Annotated in this window: 16 protein-coding genes; 7 read left to right on the top strand and 9 right to left on the bottom strand. The window is 34.8% G+C overall.

The window, feature by feature from the left end; all coding sequences use genetic code 11:
- Window positions 1-45: 45 nt before the first annotated feature.
- Together MY04_RS00285 and MY04_RS00280 are read left to right on the top strand one after the other, a co-directional pair.
- A complete protein-coding gene (locus tag MY04_RS00285; protein ID WP_066204633.1) occupies window positions 46-2472 on the top strand; it encodes a glycoside hydrolase family 2 TIM barrel-domain containing protein in 2427 nt (808 codons plus the stop codon).
- A gap of 100 nt (window positions 2473-2572) precedes the next feature.
- Window positions 2573-3559, top strand: coding sequence for a family 43 glycosylhydrolase (locus MY04_RS00280; protein WP_066204631.1), 987 nt, complete (start codon window positions 2573-2575; stop codon window positions 3557-3559).
- Window positions 3560-3627: 68 nt separating this feature from the next.
- Here MY04_RS00280 and MY04_RS00275 read toward each other — a convergent pair whose 3' ends face one another.
- Together MY04_RS00275 and MY04_RS00270 are read right to left on the bottom strand one after the other, a co-directional pair.
- Window positions 3628-5016, bottom strand: a complete 1389-nt coding sequence (locus MY04_RS00275; RefSeq protein WP_084005708.1) for a sulfatase-like hydrolase/transferase — start codon at window positions 5014-5016, stop codon at window positions 3628-3630.
- Between the two features lie 226 nt (window positions 5017-5242).
- A complete protein-coding gene (locus tag MY04_RS00270) occupies window positions 5243-5818 on the bottom strand; it encodes a cytochrome b/b6 domain-containing protein (RefSeq protein ID WP_066204628.1) in 576 nt (191 codons plus the stop codon).
- A 184-nt stretch (window positions 5819-6002) separates the two neighbouring features.
- On the opposite strand from MY04_RS00270, the gene MY04_RS00265 reads away from it, so the two are divergent.
- Window positions 6003-6890, top strand: a complete 888-nt coding sequence (locus tag MY04_RS00265; RefSeq protein ID WP_066204625.1) for a glycosyltransferase family 2 protein — start codon at window positions 6003-6005, stop codon at window positions 6888-6890.
- A gap of 66 nt (window positions 6891-6956) precedes the next feature.
- Here MY04_RS00265 and aroC read toward each other — a convergent pair whose 3' ends face one another.
- Window positions 6957-8048, bottom strand: coding sequence for a chorismate synthase (gene aroC, locus MY04_RS00260; protein ID WP_066204622.1), 1092 nt, complete (start codon window positions 8046-8048; stop codon window positions 6957-6959).
- 359 nt (window positions 8049-8407) lie between these two features.
- Between aroC and MY04_RS00255 the strand changes: the two genes are divergently transcribed.
- From MY04_RS00255 to MY04_RS00245, 3 genes are all read left to right on the top strand, one after another.
- Window positions 8408-8752: an STAS domain-containing protein gene (locus MY04_RS00255; RefSeq protein WP_066204620.1), complete on the top strand. Its 345-nt coding sequence runs from the start codon at window positions 8408-8410 to the stop codon at window positions 8750-8752.
- A 50-nt stretch (window positions 8753-8802) separates the two neighbouring features.
- The gene (locus tag MY04_RS00250; protein WP_066204618.1) at window positions 8803-10068 is read left to right on the top strand and encodes an adenylosuccinate synthase; all 1266 of its coding nucleotides are present in this window, start codon (window positions 8803-8805) and stop codon (window positions 10066-10068) included.
- Between the two features lie 168 nt (window positions 10069-10236).
- Window positions 10237-10440, top strand: a complete 204-nt coding sequence (locus MY04_RS00245) for a hypothetical protein (protein ID WP_066204615.1) — start codon at window positions 10237-10239, stop codon at window positions 10438-10440.
- 78 nt (window positions 10441-10518) lie between these two features.
- On the opposite strand, the gene MY04_RS00240 is transcribed toward MY04_RS00245, so the two are convergent.
- The 3 genes from MY04_RS00240 to MY04_RS00230 are packed head-to-tail and all read right to left on the bottom strand — an operon-like array spanning window position 10519 to window position 12852.
- Window positions 10519-11274: an SDR family NAD(P)-dependent oxidoreductase gene (locus tag MY04_RS00240; RefSeq protein ID WP_066204613.1), complete on the bottom strand. Its 756-nt coding sequence runs from the start codon at window positions 11272-11274 to the stop codon at window positions 10519-10521.
- On the bottom strand, window positions 11271-11852 hold the full coding sequence (locus MY04_RS00235) for a class I SAM-dependent methyltransferase (RefSeq protein ID WP_066204611.1): 582 nt from the start codon (window positions 11850-11852) through the stop codon (window positions 11271-11273). Before MY04_RS00235 ends, MY04_RS00240 begins: the two co-directional genes overlap by 4 nt.
- Window positions 11842-12852, bottom strand: coding sequence for a sugar phosphate nucleotidyltransferase (locus tag MY04_RS00230; RefSeq protein ID WP_066204607.1), 1011 nt, complete (start codon window positions 12850-12852; stop codon window positions 11842-11844). The genes MY04_RS00235 and MY04_RS00230 overlap by 11 nt, the downstream gene beginning before the upstream one ends.
- Window positions 12853-13184: 332 nt before the next feature.
- Between MY04_RS00230 and MY04_RS00225 the strand changes: the two genes are divergently transcribed.
- The gene (locus MY04_RS00225) at window positions 13185-14264 is read left to right on the top strand and encodes a cytochrome-c peroxidase (RefSeq protein ID WP_066204605.1); all 1080 of its coding nucleotides are present in this window, start codon (window positions 13185-13187) and stop codon (window positions 14262-14264) included.
- Window positions 14265-14273: 9 nt separating this feature from the next.
- Here the strand turns inward: MY04_RS00225 and MY04_RS00220 are convergent, their stop codons facing one another.
- The 3 genes from MY04_RS00220 to MY04_RS00210 all read right to left on the bottom strand — a co-directional run bounded on the left by MY04_RS00220 (window position 14274) and on the right by MY04_RS00210 (window position 24191).
- The gene (locus tag MY04_RS00220; RefSeq protein WP_066204602.1) at window positions 14274-14990 is read right to left on the bottom strand and encodes a 4'-phosphopantetheinyl transferase family protein; all 717 of its coding nucleotides are present in this window, start codon (window positions 14988-14990) and stop codon (window positions 14274-14276) included.
- Window positions 14991-15032: 42 nt separating this feature from the next.
- Window positions 15033-22262 (bottom strand): type I polyketide synthase, encoded by a 7230-nt coding sequence (locus MY04_RS00215; protein WP_066204599.1) that lies wholly within the window; start codon window positions 22260-22262, stop codon window positions 15033-15035.
- Window positions 22263-22847: 585 nt separating this feature from the next.
- Window positions 22848-24191, bottom strand: a complete 1344-nt coding sequence (locus MY04_RS00210; RefSeq protein ID WP_066204595.1) for an ATP-dependent 6-phosphofructokinase — start codon at window positions 24189-24191, stop codon at window positions 22848-22850.
- Window positions 24192-24211: the final 20 nt, after the last annotated feature.

The raw sequence follows: 24211 nt of genomic DNA, 5'->3' as shown, positions 1-24211 counted from the left end.
TCATGATTCGAGCTTTTAACATATATACTAGAAGACTATCAAATAATGAGAAAGATTTTTTTATTGTGCCTTACTCTATTAAGCTTCAATTTTTCTTATGGACAAAGGATTGAAAAACTTTTAAGAAATAACTGGAAGTTTCAGAAAGGAGAACATACCAATGCGGAACAAAAAAACTTCGATGACCAACAATGGGAAAATGTAAACATTCCTCATGATTGGGCAATAAAGGGTCCTTTTGATGAAAAATGGGACTTACAAGAAGTCGCTATTGTTCAAGATGGCGAAAAGAAAAAAACTAGAAAATCAGGTAGAACGGGAGCATTACCATATGTAGGGACTGCTTGGTATAGAAATGAATTTACAATCACAGATGACCTAAAAGATAAACAAGTACTATTAACTTTTGATGGTGCTATGAGTGAAGCAAAGGTTTATCTAAACGGTGAATTTATAGGCGAACACCCTTACGGTTATGGGTATTTTTACTTCGACATTTCGGAACATATTCAAAACAATAAGGAAAATGTACTTGCAGTAAAACTACATAACGAGCCAAAATCATCTCGATGGTACCCTGGTGCTGGTATTTACAGAGATGTGAAGCTGATTATCAAAGATAAAAATGCAATAGAAAGATGGGGAAATACGATTACAACTCCAATAGTAAATAAAGATGTTGCAAAAGTAAGCGTAGTGACAAAAACTACGGGGAATGTATCAAAAGTTGTCCATGAAATAGTCAGTCTAGAAGGAAAAATAATTGGTAAATCTATTGTGACTGATAATATCAAAAACACTTTCCAATCATTAATAAAAGTAGATCAGCCTCATTTATGGAGTCCAGAATCACCTTCTCTCTATGTTATGAAAACCTCCACTTTTGTAGGCGATAGAAAAACTGATGAGGTGATAGAGAAATTTGGTATCAGAAGCATCTCTTTCACTTCAGAAAGATTTTTTGAGCTAAATGGAGAGCAAAGAAAGTTTAAGGGTGTTTGTTTACATCATGATTTAGGCCCTATCGGAATTGCTATCAATAGATCTGCATTAAGAAGACAATTGGTAATGATGAAAGAAATGGGTGCAGATGCTATTAGAACGGCTCATAATATGCCTTCAATAGAACAATTGGAACTTTGTGATGAACTAGGACTTATGGTAATAGCAGAAAGTTTTGATGAATGGAAAAAGCCTAAGGTGGACAATGGTTACCATCGATTCTTTGATGAATGGGCAAAAATTGATGTTGAACACTTAGTTAGAGCGACTAAAAATCACCCTTCAATCGTGATGTGGAGTTCGGGAAATGAGGTACCAGATCAATGGGGTGCAGATGGTGTAAAAAGGGCGAAATGGCTTCAAGATATATTCCATAAAGAAGATCCTACTCGACCTGTAACTGTAGGAATGGATCAAGTAAAAGCGGTCATGGAAAATGGTTTTGGTGGCGTACTAGACGTTCCTGGCCTCAACTACAGAACTCATCTATACGATGAAGCTTTTGAAGTATTCCCTCAAGGGTTTGTATTGGGATCAGAAACAGCTTCTACTGTAAGTTCAAGAGGTGTTTATAAATTTCCTGTGGAAGAATTTAAAACAAAAAAATACGACGATTACCAATCTTCATCTTATGATTATGAAGCGTGTAATTGGTCGAATATTCCAGAAGACGATTTTATTCTTCAAGATGATAAACCATGGGTGTTAGGAGAGTTTGTATGGACAGGTTTTGACTATTTAGGCGAGCCTTCCCCATACAACGAAGAATGGCCTTCGAGAAGTTCTTACTTTGGAATTTGCGATTTAGCTGGAATACCAAAAGATCGCTATTATTTATACAAAAGTAGATGGAAAACAGATGAGGAAACTTTGGACATTTTACCTCACTGGAACTGGGAAGGAAGAGAAGGTGAAATCACACCCGTATTTGTTTACACCAATTACAATAAAGCAGAACTTTTTGTAAATGGTGTGAGTCAGGGAATAAAAGAAAAAGACAAAAACTCAAGATTAGATCGTTACCGTTTAAGATGGATGGACGTGAAATATCAAAAGGGTGATATTCGTGTTGTTGCCTATGATGATCAAGGAAATATGAAGGCAGAAAAAACGATTAAAACTGCTGGGAAACCTTATCAATTATTATTAGAAAGTGATAGGTCCTCTGTAGTTGCTAACGGGGAAGATCTTGCTTACGTCACTGTAACTGTACTTGATAAACAAGGTAATGTTTGTCCAACAGCAAATCTTCCATTATCCTTTAATGTAAAAGGAGAAGGTACATTTAGAGCCGTGTGTAATGGTGATGCTACCTCTTTGGAAATGTTCCATTTACCACATATGAAAACCTTTAATGGTAAACTTGTTGTAACGGTTCAATCTGCTAATCAAGCAGGTGATATACAGCTTGAGGTAAAGGGAAAAAGCCTTAAAAAGGCGGCAATATCCATCCCTTCAGAAACAAAATAATTTTCACAATTAAACTTTAGTTTAATTCATTATCAAATTGAAAGAGAGTCAGAGCGGTAATTTTCCAATTCGACTCTCTTTTTTATATATCAAATAGCTTATGAAAGCACAAAAATTAATTATTGTATGCCTCCTCATTTTAGGTAATACTATGATGTTAAAGGCTCAAAACCCTTTCATCACTCATAAATTTACAGCAGATCCATCCGCTAGAGTTTTCAACGATCGACTCTATGTGTATACATCACATGATGAGGATGATGCTACTTATTTTGACATGAGAGATTGGGCTGTTTTTTCATCAAAAGATGTAAAAAATTGGAAAGAACACCCTATTCCTTTTTCTCTCAAAGATATTGCTTGGGCAGATACTATGGCTTGGGCGCCAGATTGTGTCCATAGAAATGGTCAGTATTATTTTTACTATCCAGTCGAAAGAATAAAAATTGGGGTAGCTGTTGGAGATCGTCCTGAAGGACCTTTTAAAGACGTTTTAGGTAAACCCATTATTGATTTTATTAACGAACCAAACGTTGGTCCAGAACCTATAGATCCTAATATATTCATTGATGATGATGGACAAGCCTATATGTATTTTGGATGTCGATACCCAAAAGTGACAAGACTTAAAGAGAATATGATTGAAAGGTCTGGTGAACTAATTGATATAAAAATTCTTGATCAAGACGGTCAAATTCTAGAGTATATAGAGAAAAAAGAAGGTGAAGAAAATATCCAAGCTAATTATGGCGGTGATGGTGTCTATGGTGAAGCTCCATGGTTATTTAAACGTAATGGAATCTATTATTTCACTTATGCCAACGGATGGTCAAAAGATGCAACAATGGTCTATGCCACATCAGATAGTCCGACTGGTCCTTTTACTTACCAAGGGAAAGTGATGCAACCTGTAAGTTCTAGCACTTCGCATGGGTCTGTTGTTGAGTTTAAGGGTGATTGGTATGTATTCTATCATACTATGGATATATCAGGAAAAAACTTTAAAAGATCGATTTGTGTCGACAAATTATTTTTTGATAAAAACGGAAAAATAATAACAGTCACACCGACAAGAGAAGGAATATAAATAAAAAAGATCTCCTTTTTTGAGGAGATCTTTATTGCTATATAATAACCTTGTTTCAATATCATTTTTTAGAAAATCCCACCTGAATAAGGCCAATGAGGATTCTTTTCAGATTCTCTTCTCATTACTTCATTTAATTCAGATACTAACTCTGGAAACTCTTTCGAGATATCATGTTCTTCTTTATCATCTTTAGATAAATCGTATAATTCAGTATGCATAGAGTTCGCTATTCTTACCGCCTTAAAATGTCCTTTTCTAGCAGCCTGCTTAAATCCTTTAGGAGATGGTCCTTCTTGAATTTCCCAATAGAAAAAATCATGTTGTTGTTGAGGTTCTCCAACTAATGTAGGTAAGAATGAAATCCCATCTGTTTTTGTAGGGTGTGGTAAACCTGCCACTTCTGCAAAGGTTGCTTTTACATCATAAAAAGTAGCCGCTTGTTTTGTAATCACTCCTTCCTCAATATGATCTTTCCAATAAGCAAAAGTTGGTACTCTTAATCCGCCTTCATATAAGTCACGCTTGTATCCTTTAAGGTCTCCAGAACTATTAAAGAAGTCTTTATCGTGTCCTTGTTCATTATGAGGTCCATTATCTGAAGTGAATAAAATAAACGTATTGTCTAACTCTCCCATTTCCTCTAGTTTATCCAATAATCGTTGTACCTGCTGATCGAACATAGTGATTCTAGCAGCGTGTGTTTGCTCGATTTCCGGCCAATCATTGTCCTTATACAAGTCGTTCTCTCTTACGAAAAATTCATGGGCATGAGGAGTTCTATAAGACATAAATAAAAAGAAAGGTTCTTCTTTATTTGTCTCTTCTAAAAAGTTTAATCCTACATCAGTTCTAAACTCGTCCAGACAGCTGTACTTGGTATAATCGTAAAACGAAGAATCCTGACGACCATTAATCCAATGCATTCTTTCATCAAATTCTTCTCCTTTATTGGAAATACCCCACTGTTCCTGCATGGCAAAATCAAATCCTCTATTGTATGCCCAAGTAGATTCATCCTCTGGTAATCCCAGATGCCATTTACCCACAAAACCTGTTTGATATCCTCCTTTCTTAAGCATTTCAGCCACTGTCTCAGAAGATTTTTTTAATGCTACCCTATCCCATTTCTCTCCTACTTGTCCACTATTTCCTCTAATGTTTGTGTGACCTGTATGTAAACCAACCATAAGTGATGACCTTGAAGGTGAACAAACAGAAGTTCCAGTATAGAAATTACTGAATCTCATACTTTTTTTCGCTAATTGATCTAGGTGGGGTGTTTTTATCACTTTCTGTCCATAAATACCCATCTCACCATATCCCATATCATCAGCCAAAAGTAAAATGATATTCGGCTTCTTTTTCTTTGTTTCTGTTTGTTTGCTTTTTGGTGAGGAACATGCGAATAAGTAATTACACATGATTAATGCTACACTCCATTTTAATAGATTCATACTGTTAATGTCATTAATAAAACTTATTTATCAATCGCAAAAAAATACATTACAGCTTCTAGGAGGTGTTTATTGGTTATGTTTGGGTGTGTATCAGTAAAGACAATCTTAAAACACTCATTTTCAATCAAAAATCTATTCACAAAAAAAGACTAGATAAAAGCTTTTTAGTATAAAATAGCTAAAAAGCACCTATCCAGTCTCTATTATTATTTATAAAGTGATACTAACTTTTATTCTTACCACTTATCATTTCAGAAATAATATTCTTCTGATCGGTTAATTCTGCTGCTACCACTCCTACTAAGTGAATCACTAAGAAACCAACCAAGTAGTACAACGAAAGTTTGTGCAGATCTTCCATTAATTCATGGTCACCAATATCATTAATAATAAACATTCCGGTTAATAATGATGCACCGACAAGTACATAAAATAATGCATACAACACCCATTGGAATTTTTCCTTTCCTGTGGCCTCAGAAGAAGAAATTGTTGCCAGCTTAATTCCTCTCTCTTTTATATTCAATAAGACTCTTAAAGATAACAGCCCGATCATCAAATAGCCTGCATAAATGTGCCATGTCCACATTTGCCCTCGAATTACTTTGGCAATTTTTACGGAATCTTTTTTAGTGATGGAAATATCAAGATTTGATAATTGTTCAGTAATAATATCACTCATCAAATATTTATTCATCCAATTCATTCTTAAAAAAATTGTCAGAGTGATGAATAACATAGTAAATGCAATCAGCCAATGTAGAATTCGATGTGGTGCTGAAAAATTATTGTTTGTCATAGTGAAAAAAATTTAGTGCTTGATGATGTTTTAATTTACACTCAATTTATTACAGATTTTTATAAACCAAAAACTATTCGGACAGTAATAATGCGTATTTAATTTCTAATGCTTATCAAATTATTAATTGATATCGGTGGATTATATTTATTTTTGAACTAGAAATTATGAAATCGATATATACATGATTAATTCTATAGAGAAAAAATTAAAATCATCTTCTGATAATCAATATGACTTTTCGGTACTTATTCCTACTTGGAATAATATCGACTATCTGAAACTTTGTATTGAAGGTCTGAAAAAGAACAGTTCTACGAATCTTCAAATTATCATTATTATTAATGAAGGGAAAGACGGCACCTTAGAATGGGTAAAAGAACAAGGTTTAGATTACGTATATTCTCCAGAAAACATTGGTATTTGTTATGCTTTGAATGCATGCAGGTCTCTGATCTTATCGGAATATGTTTTGTATATGAATGATGATATGTACCCTCTTCAAAATTGGGATGGTCAACTCAAGGAAGAGATTGTTCGATATGGTAAAAAAGATTTCATGTTTTCTAGTACTATGATTGAGCCTTTTGACACAGGTAATCCATGTGTTTTGGTAAAAGATTATGGTCGAGATATTGAAACATTCAAAAAAGAAGAAATAGAAAAAGATACTTCTTCTTTCTCAAGATCTGATTGGTGGGGAAGTACATGGCCACCAAATGTTATGCATATTGATGTTTGGGATTTAGCTGGAGGTATGAGTATTGAATATACTCCAGGTTTTAGTTCGGACCCCGATTTATCTATGAAGTTCTACCAAATGGGTGTTCGAGAATTTAAAGGATTAGGAAATAGTTTTGTTTATCACTTTGGTTGTAAATCTACAGGAAGAGTAAAAAGCAATAAAGGAACAGATACATTTTTAATGAAATGGGGAATTAGTTCACGTATTTTTACTAATGAAGTGATTCAAAGAGGTAAAGAGTATCAAGAAGATCTTCCTGCTCAAGACATTTCCTTAAGTAACAAGATTAGAAATAAAATTAAAAAGCTTAGAGTAGCTCTGAAATAACAAATAAGGCTGTATCAAAAACCCCAGATTTAAATCCGGGGTTATTGATACAGCCTTATTATTTTACTATTTTTTAAACTGATCCAATCGATTACCATTCGATCTTACGACCATATCTGCAATAGTTAAAGCAGACATCGCTTCTACGATTGGCACTGCTCTTGGAACTACACATGGATCGTGACGTCCTTTTCCAGAAACAGTAGCAGCATTTCCTTCTTTATCGATAGAATCCTGATCAACCATAATCGTTGCCACAGGCTTAAATGCTGTTCTAAAATAAATATCTTCTCCATTGGAAATACCTCCTTGGATACCGCCAGATAAGTTGGTTTTAGTTCTTACTTTACCACTCTCATCTGTATAAAAGGCATCGTTGTGAGTAGATCCTCTTAGTTTCGTTCCCTCAAAGCCGCTTCCGTATTCAAAACCTTTACAAGCATTGATACTTAGCATTGCTTTACCTAATTCAGCGTTTAAACGATCGAAAACGGGCTCACCAAGACCTGCTGGAACACCAGAAATTACACATGAAACAATACCACCGATAGTATCTCTATCCTTGCGTACTCCATCAATTAGTTCGATCATTTGCTCTGCCTTTACAGGATCAGGACAACGAACAATATTTTTCTCGATTTCATCAAAATCAAATGTTGAATAATCATCTGATACCCTTACGTCTCCTACTTCAGATACGTAAGCGTGGAAATCGATTCCTAAACTCTTTAAAAATAATTTAGCGACTGCTCCTGCTGCTACTCGAGCTGCAGTTTCTCTTGCAGAAGATCTTCCTCCTCCTCTATAATCTCTCACTCCATATTTAGTATGGTAAGTGTAATCAGCGTGGGATGGTCTGAAAACATCTTTAATGTGAGAGTAATCTTTACTTCTTTGGTCTTGATTCCAAATCAATAAAGCGATAGGTGTCCCTGTAGTTACTTCTTCGAAAACGCCAGATAGTACTTCAACACTATCTGCCTCTTTTCTCTGAGTCGTAATCTTAGACTGACCAGGTTTTCTTCTATCTAATTCTTTTTGGATATATTCTAGGTCAAACGGTACGCCTGCTGGGCATCCATCAATGGTTACACCAATCGCACGACCGTGAGATTCTCCAAAAGTTGTGATTCGAAATGCTTTTCCAAACGTATTCATTACCTAATTTGTTAGTTCTGACACAAAAATATGATCTTTTTTTATTATAAACTGAACTGACTTAAAAATAATATCCTCAGTAGGTTATGTTCACATCAATTTTGTCAAATTTACAATCAAATAACTGTTTAATTGTAAATATTTCACAATTAAAAGTTGATTTCTTATAAAACTGTGAATTATTTATAACCGTTCAATCGTTATTAATTCCAAAGAAACACACTTTAAGACATGAAGTTAAAATAAATTTGGTTTTGATGAGTATTTCTAAAATTGTTCAAGTTATATTTGTGAGGTTTTTCACAAAAAACCTGATTTCGATGAAATATTTCCTTGAACTTAGGTAAAACTAGAAATTTATGGAATACAGCTTCTTAATTTATGATGGAGTGATCACAGTGAAGTTAAAAGGTGATTTCCTCGGCCATCCTGAAGAGAAAAGTTTCATTAGAGACTCTAAACTTTTCACAAGGTCTGGAATAACTGACTTTATTATTGATGCCACTCATATTAATCATATGAACAGTGGAGGCTTGAGCATGTTAGTGAGATTATATACGGATATATCACAAAGAAATGGACGTATGTTACTGATCTCCTCTCCTACTCAATTAACCAAGCTTTTGAAAATAACAAAGCTGGATAAGGTATTTCAAACTTCTAGTTCTAGAAGTAAAGCCCTACAGACACTGAGATTGTCGTAATCTCATTTCTATTAAATTAATACATATCAAAAATATAATTCATTCACAAGATGGATATTCTTTTAGGCATGCAGTGGGGAGATGAAGGAAAAGGCAAAGTTGTCGATGTCCTCGCTCCAAAATATGACGTTGTTGCACGTTTCCAAGGTGGACCAAACGCTGGACACACATTGGAATTTGATGGTAAAAAGTTCGTTCTGCATCAAATCCCTTCAGGTGTTTTCCAAGAAGGTACATCAAATATTATCGGAAACGGTGTTGTTCTTGATATTCGTATCTTCCGTGAGGAGATCGAAAAATTAGAAACAGCAGGTTATAAAGTGAAAGACAAAATCTTATTGTCGAAGAAAACTCACTTAATTATCCCTACACACCGTCTACTTGATGCGGCCTACGAGAAAAGTAAAGGTGATCAAAAAATTGGTTCTACTTTAAAAGGTATCGGACCAACTTACCAAGATAAATCAGCTCGTGTTGGTTTAAGAACTGGTGATTTATTCTCGGAAAACTTCCAAGAAAAATACGAAGCATTAAAAGCTAAGCACGTTGAAATCTTAAACTTCTATAAGTTCGATTTCTCTGAGATGCTTCCAGAAATGGAGGAAGAATTCTTCCAAGCTGTGGAGTACACAAAGACTTTAAACTTTGTCAATTCTGAGTACTTCGTAAACGATGCTCTTAAAGATGGTAAGAAAGTATTGGCTGAAGGTGCTCAAGGTTCTTTATTGGATGTTGACTTCGGTTCTTACCCTTTCGTTACTTCTTCTAACACATTCGCTGCAGGTGCTTCTACTGGTTTAGGTGTTGCTCCTAACGCTCAGAAGAATATCTACGGTATCTTTAAGGCTTACTGTACTCGTGTAGGTTCTGGTCCATTCCCAACAGAATTATTTGATAAAACTGGTGAGGATCTTCAAAACCTTGGTCATGAATTCGGTGCAACTACTGGTCGTCGTAGAAGATGTGGTTGGTTAGACCTTCCAATCTTGAAATACGCAGTAATGCTAAACGGTGCTACTGAGTTGTTCATGATGAAAGCTGACGTAATGAATACTTTCGAGGAAATCAAAGTATGTACTGAGTACTTGTTAAAAGACGGTACAAAAACTACAGAGGTTCCATACGACTTAGAAGACATCAAAGAGCCAGTGTATACTACGCTTAAAGGATGGAATCAAGAAGTAGATGTAAAACTTCCTTTCGAAGAGTTACCTCAAGCACTTCTAGATTACGTAAAATATATTGAAGATTATATCGGTGTTCCAATCACTATGGTTTCTATGGGGCCAGACCGTGAGGAGACAATTATGAAGTAATCTTTTATTAAAAATAAATCAAGCCTTTCCATTTTTTGGAAAGGCTTTTTTTATGCATAATTTGTAGAATTATCTTATATTTTCTTAATAATTGAACTAATAAGAAACTTATCAATCAAATAAAGAGTTTTATGTAATACAGGACTACTTTATTAAACCATTATAATCATGGAAGTACAAAGCTTAATGGAACAATTAGTTGATTGCTTCAAGACTTTCAAAGATTCAAAAGTAATCTGTGCATCGAAGGATGGAGAGTTAATTGTTCCACAATCGGAGAAAGAGGCATTGGATTTAGTTACTGCAGGATATACTGCTTATTTCCGACAAGACCTTAAGAAAGAACTAGGTAATGACGACCTTTTCTATTAAAAAAATAGCATGCTTCAAAAAATTGAAACATGCTTATTGAAAACCGCCCTAAACGTAAGTCTAGGGCTTAATTATGTCCTATAAATTCTTATTCAATATTGTTGCTGATGCTTGTGCGGTTGGGTAAATCACCAAGTCAGCTATATTTACGGAACTTCTTCTTGATACCATAAAGAAAATCACATCAGCAATATCTTCTGCGTACAAAGGTGTATACCCTTGGTAAACTCCTTCTGCTCTTTCAGTATCCCCTTTGAATCTTACTTCCGAAAACTCAGTATGTACCAATCCCGGATGTACTGCTCCAACGCGTATACCAAATTCATTTAGATCGTATCTCATTGCTTCATTTAATGCATTTACTGCAAACTTCGAAGCATTATAAACATTACCATTAGGATATACATCCTTACCGGCAATAGAACCAATATTAATAATGTGTCCTGATTTTCTTTCTGTCATCTGAGCAATAATAGCCTTAGAAACATATAACAAACCTTTCACATTAATGTCGATCATCGCATCCCAATCATCTACATCTCCGTCTTGGATTGGAGATAAACCATGAGCATTTCCTGCATTATTTACCAAAATATCTACCTGAGCAAAATCTGCTGGAAGGCTTTCTATCTTAGCAAATACATCTTTTTTATCTCTTACATCAAATGACAAAGTATGTACATCTGTTTTCTCACTTAATTGTACTTTTAAAGTTTCTAAGCGATCCGCCCTTCTTCCACAAATAATTAAACGAATGCCATTATCAGCAAATAATTCTGCAGTTGCTTTACCTATTCCCGAAGTTGCGCCAGTGATTAGTGCCGTCTTTTTCATGATTTCTTTTTTTGAAAACACATCATCGACATCTCCATTACATGTTCTTCTGTCTCATGCGGAGGCAAATATCGATGAGCGATATGATGATTGAATTGATATTCTAAATTAGGATAATCTTTCTTAAATAAAGATTTGAGATGTTGTTCTCTCATATTCCACTGATGTGTAATTAACAACACATACCCATAATTTACGAGGGATTTTTCGATTCGATCAAATAATAAACTTTCATTATCTAAATCTTCGAACTGACAATGAATGACAGCATCAAGTAGTATAACCTGATACATTTGATCAATATTGTAATCAAAGATATCGGCAACAATTCCTTTCACCCTATTATTTGATGTTGCTACAGTTTGATCAATCCCGACCTTAGAAAGGTCCACAGCTGTTACTTCGAAACCTAAGGCATCAGCCATTAGTGCATTTCGCCCCTGCCCACTTCCAAGGTCCAAAAGGTTCTTTTTCTCCTTTATATCTTCCAAAAATGCTTTTAGTTCTTTATAGCTATCACCAAAAGCATTTTTATTAAGATAGAACTGATCCCACTCTTTTATTTTATCAGTTTCCAAAGTTTATTTCAGTATGGTCTCCTAAGTTTAAACTTTGTGCCACCCCTTTTAAAGTCGAATCGTGGCCGACCAAAGAGTTTTTCAGTAATAAATCTTTTAGATCTGTATAAGCCCCAATGATAGAATTACTGATATTACAATTTTCGATTTTAGCTTCTTCTCCAATCACTACATTTGGTCCAATAATAGAATTCTTAATGACAGTATTCTTACCAATTTTTACAGGAGGAATAATCACGGTATTTTTACTATTCACATCCTCTATTTTAGTGGCATTAAAATCCGGTCGATTTAATAATGTAGCATTAGCCTCAAGTAATGAATATTTTGCACCGCAATCGTACCAATTTTCTACAAATTGAATATCAAACTCCACACCTTCTAGCAACATTTTTTGTAAACCGTCGGTGATCACAAACTCATTATTTACTGTTTTATTACTAGCCAATACATAGCGCATGGCATCCAACAGTTTAGGAACATCTGTGATTTTATAAATTCCGACCAAACCAATATTTGATTTTGGAATAGTTGGCCTCTCTATAAACTTTCTAACTTTAGTTCCATTTTTTAATTCAGTCACACCATAATCACCCGGCGTTTCTACCTTCTGAACACCTACTACAGAATTGGGTACCTTTAGCATTTGTTCGATGTCTATATTTACAATAGAATCTCCCAAACATATCATTACTTCTTTTTCTTCGAGAATGTGTTTCTCTGCAACCAACACAGCATGTGCAGACCCTTCTCTAGGTATTTGTACCACAAATTCGAATTTGATTTTAGTGTTTTTATAATTTTCTTGAATAAAGGATTCTATTCTAGCTCCCATATACCCAATGATAATAATAAACTCATCAAAACCTGTTTCTATAAATTTATCGATAATATGAGCGATAACAGGTTTTCCAGCTACTGGAAGTAATGCTTTAGGTTGCGTATTGGTAAGTGGCCTTAAATTCGACCCCCGACCTGCAACAGGGATTAATACTTTCATTTATATGGTATCGTTAGGTTTACAATCTTTTGATAAAAATAATTGTCCAACCTAGTAAATAATCAACTACTTTAAAGTAAAATATGTAATTTTGGTATTAGATATGAATGTAAGTGATTTTGATCACAACATGAACTCTAAAGTTAACTCCAAGACAATAATTAATATTGATTCAATTTGGGTGTTTGCAGCTAAAAAACTAATTAAGAATTAACTATATTTCATTTAACTGTTCCACATCAAAAATTAGTCAATATTTGTCTGAGTACAAATTTATAACTTGGATTAAAAACTTAAAACCTAAATTTATTATCAAACTTAATTCGAATCTAATGAAAATGAGATTAATTTCTACTCTTTTTGTATTAGCAGCTATTTCGTTTAGCTGTTCTTCAGGTGGCGGTTCAGAGAAATCTGATAAAAAAGAATACGCTAAAGTAACGAAAGAAGAATGGCAAATGGCCAAAAGAATGTTTGACCAACAGCCTGCTACTGCTCCAGTTAAAGACGACAACCCTTTAAATGATGCTAAGGTCAAATTAGGTCAGATGTTGTACCATGATACTCGTCTTTCTAATGATGGTAACATTAGCTGTAATTCTTGTCATAATTTAGCCACTTTCGGTGTGGATAACTTACCAACATCGCCGGGTGATACTCAGGTAAACGGTGAAAGAAACTCTCCAACAGTATACAATGCAGCATTTGATTTCGTACAATTCTGGGACGGTCGTGCAGCAGATGTAGAAGAGCAAGCTTTAGGTCCAATCTTAAACCCTGTAGAACATGCAATGAAAGACGAGAAACAGGTAGTTTCTAGACTTTCTGAAGTAGCTGAGTATGTAAAGCTTTTCAAAGAAGCATTCCCTAACGAGAAGAAGCCTCTTACTTTTAATAATGTAGGTAAAGCTATTGGTGCATTCGAAAGAACACTAGTATTCCCTTCACGTTTTGATCGTTTTATGGAAAAAGAAACTTCTTCTTTCCTTTTAACAGCAAAAGAAGCTCAAGGTCTTAGAGATTTCCAAGAAGCAGGATGTACTACTTGTCATGCGGGCAACCAATTAGGTGCTCAGATGTATCAAAAATTCGGTTTGTATGGCGATTACTGGACGATGACTGGATCTAAACTATTAGCTTCAGGTCACTATGATGAAGGAAGAAAAGACGCTACAGGTAATGAATCAGATAAGTATTTCTTCAAAGTGCCTAGTTTAAGAAATATCACTAAAACAGCTCCTTATTTCCACGATGGATCGGTAGCTAAATTAGAAGATGCTATTAAAATTATGGCTAAGCTTCAATCAAATAAAGATCTTAATGAGGAGCAAGTGAGCAACATTGCTGCTTTCTTGAAATCGTTAGAATCTAAGATTCCTGAAGATATTACAAAAGCTCCAGTTTTACCGTAACTGGATTAATTATATTAGAATAGCATCATGGAGACATGGTGCTATTTTTTTGTCTAATGACAATTGAATAGGATAGCAAACACTCAAACATTCACCTTCTATAATACATTGAGATACTTTATATTGTGGAAAATTTTTAAAAGTAATTTCAACTTGATTCTCCATTTCTACTATTGAATTGATCTCAAGAATTGTAAATGGTATCGTCAGACCAGTTTTTAAGCATTTCGATAATGCTTCTTTTGCAGACCAAAGTTTTAATTCAACATCAATGACTCCTTGAGCTAAGCAAAGCATTTTTTCCTGATAAGTAATCTGCCCCTTAGTTTTTGCAGACATTTCCTCTTGATTCGATTCCACATCAATCCCAATAATTAAATCACTCGGAAAAAGAATTGAAGCTACATGACTTTGAGAATGAGCTATTGAACATTCCCATCCTTGAAATGATTGATGCTTTATAAATGGTTGTTCAAAAATCCCTTTCCCAATTTCAATTTGATGAGCTTTGATTGGAACAATACTAAATAAAAGCTGCTTTATGGCCTTTCTACCTGATAAAAACGTCTGTTTCCTTCTTTCTACAAGAGCATTAAAAAAAGATACTTCCTTTGGATGTAACCAACGATTAGCTTCTTCTTTATCAATATCAAATAGTTTGTGAAAAGTAAATGGACAACAAAAAGTATCCGAATTGGTTGAGTTCGTAAAAGTTAAGTTTATCATATTAAAAAAGGGGACTGAAAGATCAGCCCCCTCTCACTCAAATTAATCTATCAATTCTTTTGATAATAAATTTTCTGCTACCTTATTCAAGATAAATTCCTTATTTCTTGATAAGAACCAGTGGTCTCCATGCAATACATGAAGCTCAAAAGCACTGTTTGTATGTTGTTCCCATGGTTTCATCTCCTCAGGTAATACAACTTCATCCTCCTCTGCTGCGAAAGCAGTAATTGGCCAAGTAAAGTTGTCTTTATCCTGATAGTCGTATCCCATGATTAACTCCATATCTTTTCTCATAACAGGAAGAATCTGACGAACGAAAGCTTCATCGTCGATGTATGACATTAGTCCCATTAATTTAGCTTCTGAATTTGTTTCATCGGCAGTCTTATGAATGGTATCTCTTTCATTTCTCCAAGTCGGAGTAAGATGAGCTGAGATCGTACCAGATACAAATGAATGTTCTGGGCTAAGCTGATGTTTTTCTCTCAATCTATGTTGTAATTCATAAGCTAGGATACCTCCAAAACTATGACCATAGAAAGCAAAAGGTTTATCTAGTAGAGGTAGAATTTGTTTTTCTAACTCATCAATAACATCAAAGAATTCAGTGAAGTATGTTTCATCTTTTCTATTTTCTCTACCTGGCAATTGAACTGCATATACATCAATATCATTATGTGCCTCATAAAGGAAATGATTAAACATTGATGCACCAGCTCCCACCGGATGGAAACAGAATAAACGAACACGAGCATCATCTTCTCTCTTACGGTGAACAAACCACTTATCGCCAAGAGTTTCCAAATCTTCTGCATCTTCAATACCAGAAATATCTGTTGTAATTTCAGGTACTTTTTCTTCTGTCGTTTCAGTCTCAAATCCTTTGATAAGATCCTCTGCTAATTCAACCAAAGAAGGTCCTTTTGCAATTTTCATCAATGGATAATTTACTTCCAATTTCTGAGAGATCCAGTTTCTAATTTGGTTCTGCATTAATGAGTCAAGACCCATTTTTGAAATTGGTGTTGGAATATCCACTTTTTCAGGTGATGTACCTAGAATCTTTGCTAATGCATGTTGCAATTGCTCTTGTAAGAAAGTGTGTTTTTCTTCACCATCTTTAGCAATTACCTGATCTTTTAAAGACCCTCCTGCTCCAGAACCATCTGCACTATCAGAATTCATTAATTCTGCGAAACGCATATCTGTGGCTAATTGAGGGAAGAAATCCTTGAAACGTTTAAAGTCCAAGTTGGCTACCATTCTTTGTGTACTTCTCTGCAAGATAATTTTTGAGAATGTCTCTCTAATCTGTTTCAGAGTTAACATAGTCCAACCTTGTGCTTCTAAGACATCAATTACTTGACCTCCGTCTTTTGACATACCTGCATAATCGCCCAATACACCTAGATTAACAGAGTTACCTGCTAAGCCTAATGACTGACGATAGGTTGCTAATCTATCCAAGAAGTTATTTGCTGATGAATAGTTTGCCTGACCAGGAAGACCAAATACAGCAGAAATTGAAGAGAACGACAAGAAGAAATCTAAGTCGTGGCCCAATGACGCTTTATGTAAAGCCCATGCACCCATCGCTTTTGGTGAGTAAACTCTCATGAAGCGATCTGAATCAAGATTCGGCATAGTACAATCATCTAATACTGCTGCTGAATGCACGATACCTTTAATTGGTAAGGCTACTTCTTCAAAAATTGTCTTAAGCGTTTCCTCGTTGGTAATATCCACTTTAGGTAATTGGATTTTCACACCCAATGACTCCATGTAAGCAATCACTTCTTTATCATAGTCAGATTTAGCACCTGATCTAGATAATAGAATCAATTCACCTGCTCCATTTTCAGCAATCCATTTTGCCACCTCAAGACCAAATCCTGAAGCACCACCTGAAACAACGTAGGTAGCGTTTTTATCAAATTTCAGATCATTTGCAGGTAAAACATCTACCGCTTCATCCGGCATAGAAACAATCACTTTACCGATATGTCCTACTTGAGATAAATATTTTAAAGCGTCACCAGCTTCAGAAACTGGGAACACCTTTAATGGATGACCTTCAACTTTTTCTTCTTTGAATAGATCTGTAACTTCTTGATATAATTTGGCTGCTAGTTTTGGTTTTTGAGCCATCAAACGATCTAAATCAACCACATGGAAAGAGATATTTTCTCCGAAACGTTTTAATGGAAGTTTAGAGTTATTGTAAATGTCTGCTTTACCAACTTCAACGAAAGTACCAAATGGTGCCAAACACTTAAACGATTGTGTGATTGCTTTACCAGTTAAACTGTTTAAAACAACATCAACGCCATAACCATTCGTGTCTGCCTTAATTTGATCTGCAAAATCTAATGATCTTGAGTTATATATATTTTTGATTCCAATTGAACGTAGATATTCACGTTTTTCTTCAGAACCTGCAGTTGCATAAATCTCTGCTCCAACATGTTGTGCCAGTTGAATGGCTGCTAAACCTAAACCACCTGTTGCTGCATGAATTAAGACTTTATCGCCTTCCTCTATATGAGCCAAATGATTTAAACCATAATGAGCAGTTAAATAAACAACAGATAATGAAGCCGCTTTTTCCCAATTTAAATTCGATGGTTTTGCTACAACACAATGCGATGGAGCAGTTGTAACACCTGCTAAACTATAAGCTGCCCATGCAATAACTTCGTCCCCAACTTTTACATGAGAAACTCCTTCTCCAACTTCTGTAACAATGCCTGAACATTCCAAACCAAGAGTATCTTCTGCAACACCTCCAGCAACAGCTTCTTGAGAAAGAATTCCCATGCCATTTACAACATCCTTAAAGTTTAGCCCCGTTGCTTTTACAGCAATGCGAACTTCTTCTTTTTGGATAGTTTCAGGATAGAATTCTCTTAAAGCTAAACTATTTAAGATACCATTTTCTCTCACTTCCGCACGGTAAGCAGAACCAAAAGCATTCATTTGTTTTGGTGCTCTTTCATCTGCTATATCACCATCAACAGCAACTAATCTTCTAGTATATACTTCATTATTTCTTATAGCAAATTCTGATTCCTCTTCTTTTCCTTCTTGTTTAGTCGAAATGATATTTACCAACTTATCGAAATCCTCATCTCTAGTATCTTGACTAAGATCAATAATTCTTACAGGTAATAATGGGAATTCATTTTTAGCTACACGACCAATGCCATAAACAGGAGATTGAGCCAATTGAATTTCGTTCTCTTCTTGAAGTACTTTTTCAGAACCTGAAGTGATTAACCAAGTAGGTACTGTTAAATCTTTACCACCTATAGTTCTCACCAAGTTTAGAGTAGACATACTAAAGTCCTCTTGCAATTGAGTAAAGACCTCCAACGTATCTGTCTCTGAGGTCTGAACATCAAATGGCCATAAGTAGACTATATGCTGAAGATCTTGACCAACAGCATCAATCATATCTTCATAATGTGCCAATTCTCTAGGGTTGATAGTGAACTTCGAATTATTAGCATTAGAATAATTCAACCCTCTTGTTACCGTAATAACGTTACCACCATTATCTTCTAACTTTTTAGAGATCGATTGATGAATACCCTTATTATCAGCAAATACTAAATATTTACCTTTAGCGTTTTCATCATTCAGAATTTCTTCTTCAGGAAGTACCCACTGATATTCATAACAAGGTTTATAGATTTCATTCTTACTTTCCCCTCTTGAACCTTCAATATACTTTCCTTTAAAACCTTGAATTTCTGCTACTAACGTACCATCCTCATTATATACTTGGAAGTCACCATTCAAGTAAGCATCAGTACATTCAGTAACTGTAACATGAGTATATACTTTCTTATTTGGTTGAGCAAAAACTTTAAAACGATCAATCCCTACAGGAAGGTAAATTCCTCTTTTTGCTTCAGCTTCATTTTTCTTTGCTGCAAAAATGGTATGCAGACAAGCGTCCAGTACAGCAGGATGTACATTGTATCTTTCAACACCATATTCTATAGAATCGTGAAGTGTAACCTCTGATAAAACTTCATCTTTGGCAGTCCATAATCCAGTAATTGCTCTGAAAGTATCACCATAAAGAAGACCTGCACTTTTTAACTCATTGTACATTGGTACAATCGGCATTCTTCTATTGATTCTTTCTTTAATTTCGTTGATATCAGAAGGAGTAGATATAAATTGATCTCCTAAAGCATTGATCTTACCAAAAGAGTGTTTTGTCCATTCAGCATCTTCTTGATTTCTAGGTTTAGTAGAAATAGTATAATCGCCTTCAGTTGAACTAATTTCTAATCTAACATGTGGCATTTCACCATCATCAGGTAAGAATAAGGCGTTCTCGAACGTAACATTTTCTAGGAAACCAAATTTTTCGCCAAAAGAGGCCTGACCAACAGCTGTCGCAATTTCTAAGTGTCCTGTACCAGGGAAAATAATTACATCATCCACTTGGTGATCAAGAATATATGGCTCTTCATTTTTATCCAATTGGATATCCCAAATAAAGTTTCCTTTATTTACATTAGAAGCCACATTACTATTCAACATTGGGTGTACTTTAGTACCCGTTCTTTTCGCTTTATGCTCTTCAGTTTCAAACCAGAAAGATTCCTTTTGCCATTGATATTTTGGTACAGCTACTTTCTTTGTTGCTCCAGAACATACTTTCTCCCAAGGTAAAGCATAATTCAATGAATACACTAACCCTAAGTTTTGCATAAAGATTTGCTTTTCAGCTTCTTTACGTCGAATTGATGTAATTAGGTGACCTTCTACCCCTGCTTCTTTTAAAAGATCTACAGCTCCAGTAGCCAATACCGGATGAGGAGCGATTTCAACAAAAGTATTAAAACCATCCTTGATCATTTCTCTAACGGCATCTGTAAAGTAAACTGATTCCCTTACATTTGAATACCAGTATTCTGATACAAGATGTGCACCCGATTCTTGTTTTCCTGAAACTGTAGAATAAAGAGCAATAGTTGCTTCTTGTGGTTGGATGTGTCTTAAATCCGAAATCAATTCATCTTTAAGAGGTTCCATATGATGTGAATGGAATGGAACATTTACTCTTAAGAATCGATGGAATATATCTCTTTTATCTAATCGCTCAGCAATTTTTTCTAGAGGAGTTTCATCACCAGAGAAAGTAAGCATCTTAGGACCATTGATAGCTGCAATTGAAACTACATCTTCCACACCAACAATCTCTTTCTGTGCTTCTTCAACAGTTAAAGCAGCTGCAAGCATTTTTCCTTTACCTGTTGCTTTATCCTGACCTCTCGAACGATTATAAATAACATCTACAGCTTGTTCTAAGGTTAATGCTCCAGAAGTATATGCTGCAGCTACCTCACCAATAGAGTGACCAACAACACCTTCAGGTTGCACACCTGCTGTTTTCCACATTTCCATTAGACCAATTTGCACAGCCATAATTGCTGGCTGAGCAATTCTTGTCTCAGAAATACGTGATTCTTCCTCAGATTTAACTAGTTCCTCTAATAATGACCAACCCGCAATTTTCTGAAGAATGATATCTATTTTTTCGATTACAGATTTAAATACAGGTTCTGTAGTCAATAACTGTCTACCCATTCCAAACCATTGTGGTCCTTGTCCTGAGAAGATAAAACCTACTTTGGGATTGAAGCCTGTATCTTCTGTAGAAACCATACCTACTCTGTTTTCATCATTTAGGTATGCTTCTAAAGCATCTACTAACTCTTCTTTGCTTGCTACTGCAATTGTTAAACGATATTTTAAATTCGATCTATATTGACCTAAATTATAGCAAATATCTTGTAAACTTTCAGAAGATTCATTCAAGAAAGTGATATGGTTTTCTACCATTTTTTTCAATGCATTTTCTGATTGAGCAGAAATACAATACAATGAAATATCATCTTCTAATAAAGTCTCTTCTTTATTTACTATTTGATTTTTTTCCTCTTTATATCCTTCCAATACTGCGTGAGCGTTCGTACCACCAGCACCGAAAGAGTTAATACCACCAATAATTTGATCAGAAGGCCAGTCCATTAACTGAGTGGGTACCTTAAGTTTCCACTCATCAAATTTGATACCTGGGTTAGGTGTCTCAAAGTGGAGGTTTTGAGGAATTTGTTTATTCTTAATTGACAAGGCCAACTTGATAATACCTGCAATACCTGCTGCGGCCTCCAAGTGTCCCATATTTGATTTCACAGAACCAATCACTAGTGGCTTTTCTTGATCTCTACCTTCTGAAAATACTTTTCCAAATGCGCTTGTTTCAATAGGATCTCCCACTTTTGTACCTGTACCGTGAGCTTCAACAAAAGCAACTTCCGAAGGAGCTACACCTGCATTCTTATACGCTTGACGTAACATATCTGTCTGAGCTGTTGGATTTGGAACTGTAAATCCATCTTCAGTATAACCATCAGAATTTACCGCTGTTCCTTTGATCGTAGCATAGATATCGTCTCCATCTTTAATTGCCTTTGATAAAGGCTTTAATAAGATAACACCTACTCCTTCGCTTCTTACGTAACCATTACCTCTAGCGTCAAAAGATTTACAATATCCATCAGGACATAAGAAGTTACCTTTGGACATCATTAATGATGACTCAGGACGAATCATTAAATTTACACCGCCAGCTAAAGCAAATTCAGATTCTTCATTCCAAATTGAATTACATGCTAAGTGTACACCTACCAAAGAAGACGAACAAGCAGTATCTAAAGTAACAGATGGTCCTTTTAAGTCATATTGCCATGATAATCTATTCGCAATTGAAGTTAAAGACACACCCATTGGAACGTGTGGACTAACGTGATTTCTTTGAGCTTGAGAAGCTTGAATATCCCAATAGTCATTCATGAAAACTCCCATATAAACGGCAGTTTTTGATCCTTTAAAGTCCTCCAATTTCATACCCGCATCTTCTAATGCATTGTATGTAGTTTCTAAAAGTAGTCTTTGTTGAGGATCAATTCTTTCTGCTGTCTTAGGGAAAATCTTAAAGAATTCTGCATCAAATTTATCGATGTCTTTAATGAATCCTCCTTTCTTTTGTTTGATTTTTCCAGCTTTATCTGGATTTGGATCATAGTATTCATCGATACTCCAACGATCTTCTGGAACATCTGTAATACCATTAAAGCCTGCTTTTAATGCTTTCCAAAAATCACTTGGGGAATTTACATCGCCAGGAAAACGACAACCTATACCCACAATGGCAATAGGTTCTTTCTGATTTGCTTGAAAGGACATGAGTAATTAATTAGAAGTTTTATAATTAGTTTATTGAAATTGATTATTAAAAAATTGTCTTAGTTTATCATTTCAATATTCAAATAACTCGATTCAGTTTAAAAAATGTCTGTCAGTTCATTTTGTTTTACAAATTAAAATTATGGTTTTTGAATTTCCATTCATTTAACATAAAATAAATTGTAATACCTATAAAATATTAAATTATTTCCCCATATAATACAATAATGAACGATTATTCAATTTTATATTAATGTTAACAATCCAATAACACTTATATTAAATTGATTATTTTTAACTTTTTCTAAATTATTAATATTCTTCTATAATATCTTAGATTATTAAAAAAAACTGATCAGAAATAAACAATTAACCATTAATTAATCTCTAATAATTAATAACTACCTACAACAAACAACTAAACATCAAGCAAATAGAAATTGTAATATTTTCATAATAGATTATTTAAGAATTTTTTCAATATTCTCAGTATTGTTATAATTCACGAAATTTTAAGAAAACAAAAAAAGGCATCCCAAAGGATGCCTTTCTTCATATATAATAATAGATTTTTACATCTATCAATTAATCATTTGTCATATCAACAGGCTGACCTGTAGTTTCTAATACTGACCACCATAATGCACCATCAATATCAATTTTCTTTCTTGATGCTGTTGCTACAGGGATTGGAAGGTAAGTAAATTGGTTATGCCAACGACCAACCACGAAGTCAGTAATACCAGCCATTGCACCGTGAACTGCGTTTAATGCAAGATCGTTACAGAATACAGAATCGGCAGGAATTGCTACTTCAGAACGGATGATATAAGAAGGGTCGATGTATTTTACAGTCGCTTCCATATCTTGTTCTTTCAAGTAGTTAGTGATCTCATCTTTCAAGAATACACCAATATCTTTATGCTTGATGTTACCTGATTTATCTTTCACTACTTCATTTTCATTATCTTCGAATAAATGCTGACCAGCACCTTCGGCTACTACTACTAGTGCATGATGTCTCTCTTCTACTCTTTTCTTTAAAGTATTCAAGAAACCTTTCTCACCGTATAAGTCGAATTTAGATTCTGGAATCAATACAAAGTTTACATCTGGCATTGCCAATGCTGCATTTGCTGCAATAAAACCTGAGTCACGACCCATTAGTTTTACGATAGCTACACCATTGTAAGCACCAGTTGCTTCGTTATGTGCATCTCTTACTACTGCTGCTGCAGTTGAGAATGCTGTATCGAAACCGAAAGTTTTTGTCATGAAGTTTACATCGTTGTCGATTGTCTTAGGAATACCGGCAGTAACGATTTTTAAACCTCTTTTTTCAATTTCTTCGTGAATAACATGGTTACCTGAAAGTGTACCATCACCACCAATAGTAAATAAGATGTTGATGTTTTCTCTTTCTAAAGTATCCACCATCGCTGAGATATCTTGGCGACCTCTTGATGAACCTAAGATAGTACCACCAAATAAGTGAATGTCTTTTACAACGTTAGGAGTTAATTTTACCATTTCATGTCCGTAATCCGAAATGAAACCTTGGTAACCATATTGTACACCCCAAATATTTTTGACATTATATCTATAATATAAACCGTTGACTAATCCACGGATTACATTATTAATTCCTGGGCAAAGACCACCACAAGTTACAATTGCAGCTTTTGTCTTCGATGGATCAAAATATATTTTTTTTCTAGGTCCTGCTTTTAGGAAGGAGATAGGATCAGCATCGCTATTTCTTGCTTCTTCAAAAGCAGATAATGATGCATCATATATAATTCTTCTTGAATCCTCAATAAACTCTTTATGCGGAGCATCTTCTTTTTTGTACTCTTTATAAAGTGGTGAAGTAAGTGTAGCTTTTCCAAGCCTAGTAACCTCAAAGTCTTGTCTTGTCAAGTCGTTCATGAGATAATTTATTTTCTGAT

Source organism: Flammeovirga sp. MY04, from assembly GCF_001682195.2.
Lineage (GTDB): Bacteria > Bacteroidota > Bacteroidia > Cytophagales > Flammeovirgaceae > Flammeovirga > Flammeovirga yaeyamensis.
The sequence above is the reverse complement of the archived record's forward strand: the minus strand, read 5'-3'. Positions and strand labels throughout refer to the sequence as shown.

Excerpts from the sequence above, each read along its gene's own strand:
- MY04_RS00215 (WP_066204599.1), bottom strand. The coding sequence starts at position 22,262 with ATGTCCTTTCAAGCAAATCAGAAAGAACCTATTGCCATTGTGGGTATA.
- MY04_RS00245 (WP_066204615.1), top strand. The coding sequence starts at position 10,237 with ATGGAAGTACAAAGCTTAATGGAACAATTAGTTGATTGCTTCAAGACT.
- MY04_RS00225 (WP_066204605.1), top strand. The coding sequence starts at position 13,185 with ATGAAAATGAGATTAATTTCTACTCTTTTTGTATTAGCAGCTATTTCG.
- MY04_RS00210 (WP_066204595.1), bottom strand. The coding sequence starts at position 24,191 with ATGAACGACTTGACAAGACAAGACTTTGAGGTTACTAGGCTTGGAAAA.
- MY04_RS00270 (WP_066204628.1), bottom strand. The coding sequence starts at position 5,818 with ATGACAAACAATAATTTTTCAGCACCACATCGAATTCTACATTGGCTG.
- MY04_RS00285 (WP_066204633.1), top strand. The coding sequence starts at position 46 with ATGAGAAAGATTTTTTTATTGTGCCTTACTCTATTAAGCTTCAATTTT.
- aroC (WP_066204622.1), bottom strand. The coding sequence starts at position 8,048 with ATGAATACGTTTGGAAAAGCATTTCGAATCACAACTTTTGGAGAATCT.
- MY04_RS00265 (WP_066204625.1), top strand. The coding sequence starts at position 6,003 with ATGATTAATTCTATAGAGAAAAAATTAAAATCATCTTCTGATAATCAA.
- MY04_RS00280 (WP_066204631.1), top strand. The coding sequence starts at position 2,573 with ATGAAAGCACAAAAATTAATTATTGTATGCCTCCTCATTTTAGGTAAT.
- MY04_RS00220 (WP_066204602.1), bottom strand. The coding sequence starts at position 14,990 with ATGATAAACTTAACTTTTACGAACTCAACCAATTCGGATACTTTTTGT.
- MY04_RS00255 (WP_066204620.1), top strand. The coding sequence starts at position 8,408 with ATGGAATACAGCTTCTTAATTTATGATGGAGTGATCACAGTGAAGTTA.
- MY04_RS00250 (WP_066204618.1), top strand. The coding sequence starts at position 8,803 with ATGGATATTCTTTTAGGCATGCAGTGGGGAGATGAAGGAAAAGGCAAA.
- MY04_RS00275 (WP_084005708.1), bottom strand. The coding sequence starts at position 5,016 with ATGAATCTATTAAAATGGAGTGTAGCATTAATCATGTGTAATTACTTA.
- MY04_RS00230 (WP_066204607.1), bottom strand. The coding sequence starts at position 12,852 with ATGAAAGTATTAATCCCTGTTGCAGGTCGGGGGTCGAATTTAAGGCCA.
- MY04_RS00240 (WP_066204613.1), bottom strand. The coding sequence starts at position 11,274 with ATGAAAAAGACGGCACTAATCACTGGCGCAACTTCGGGAATAGGTAAA.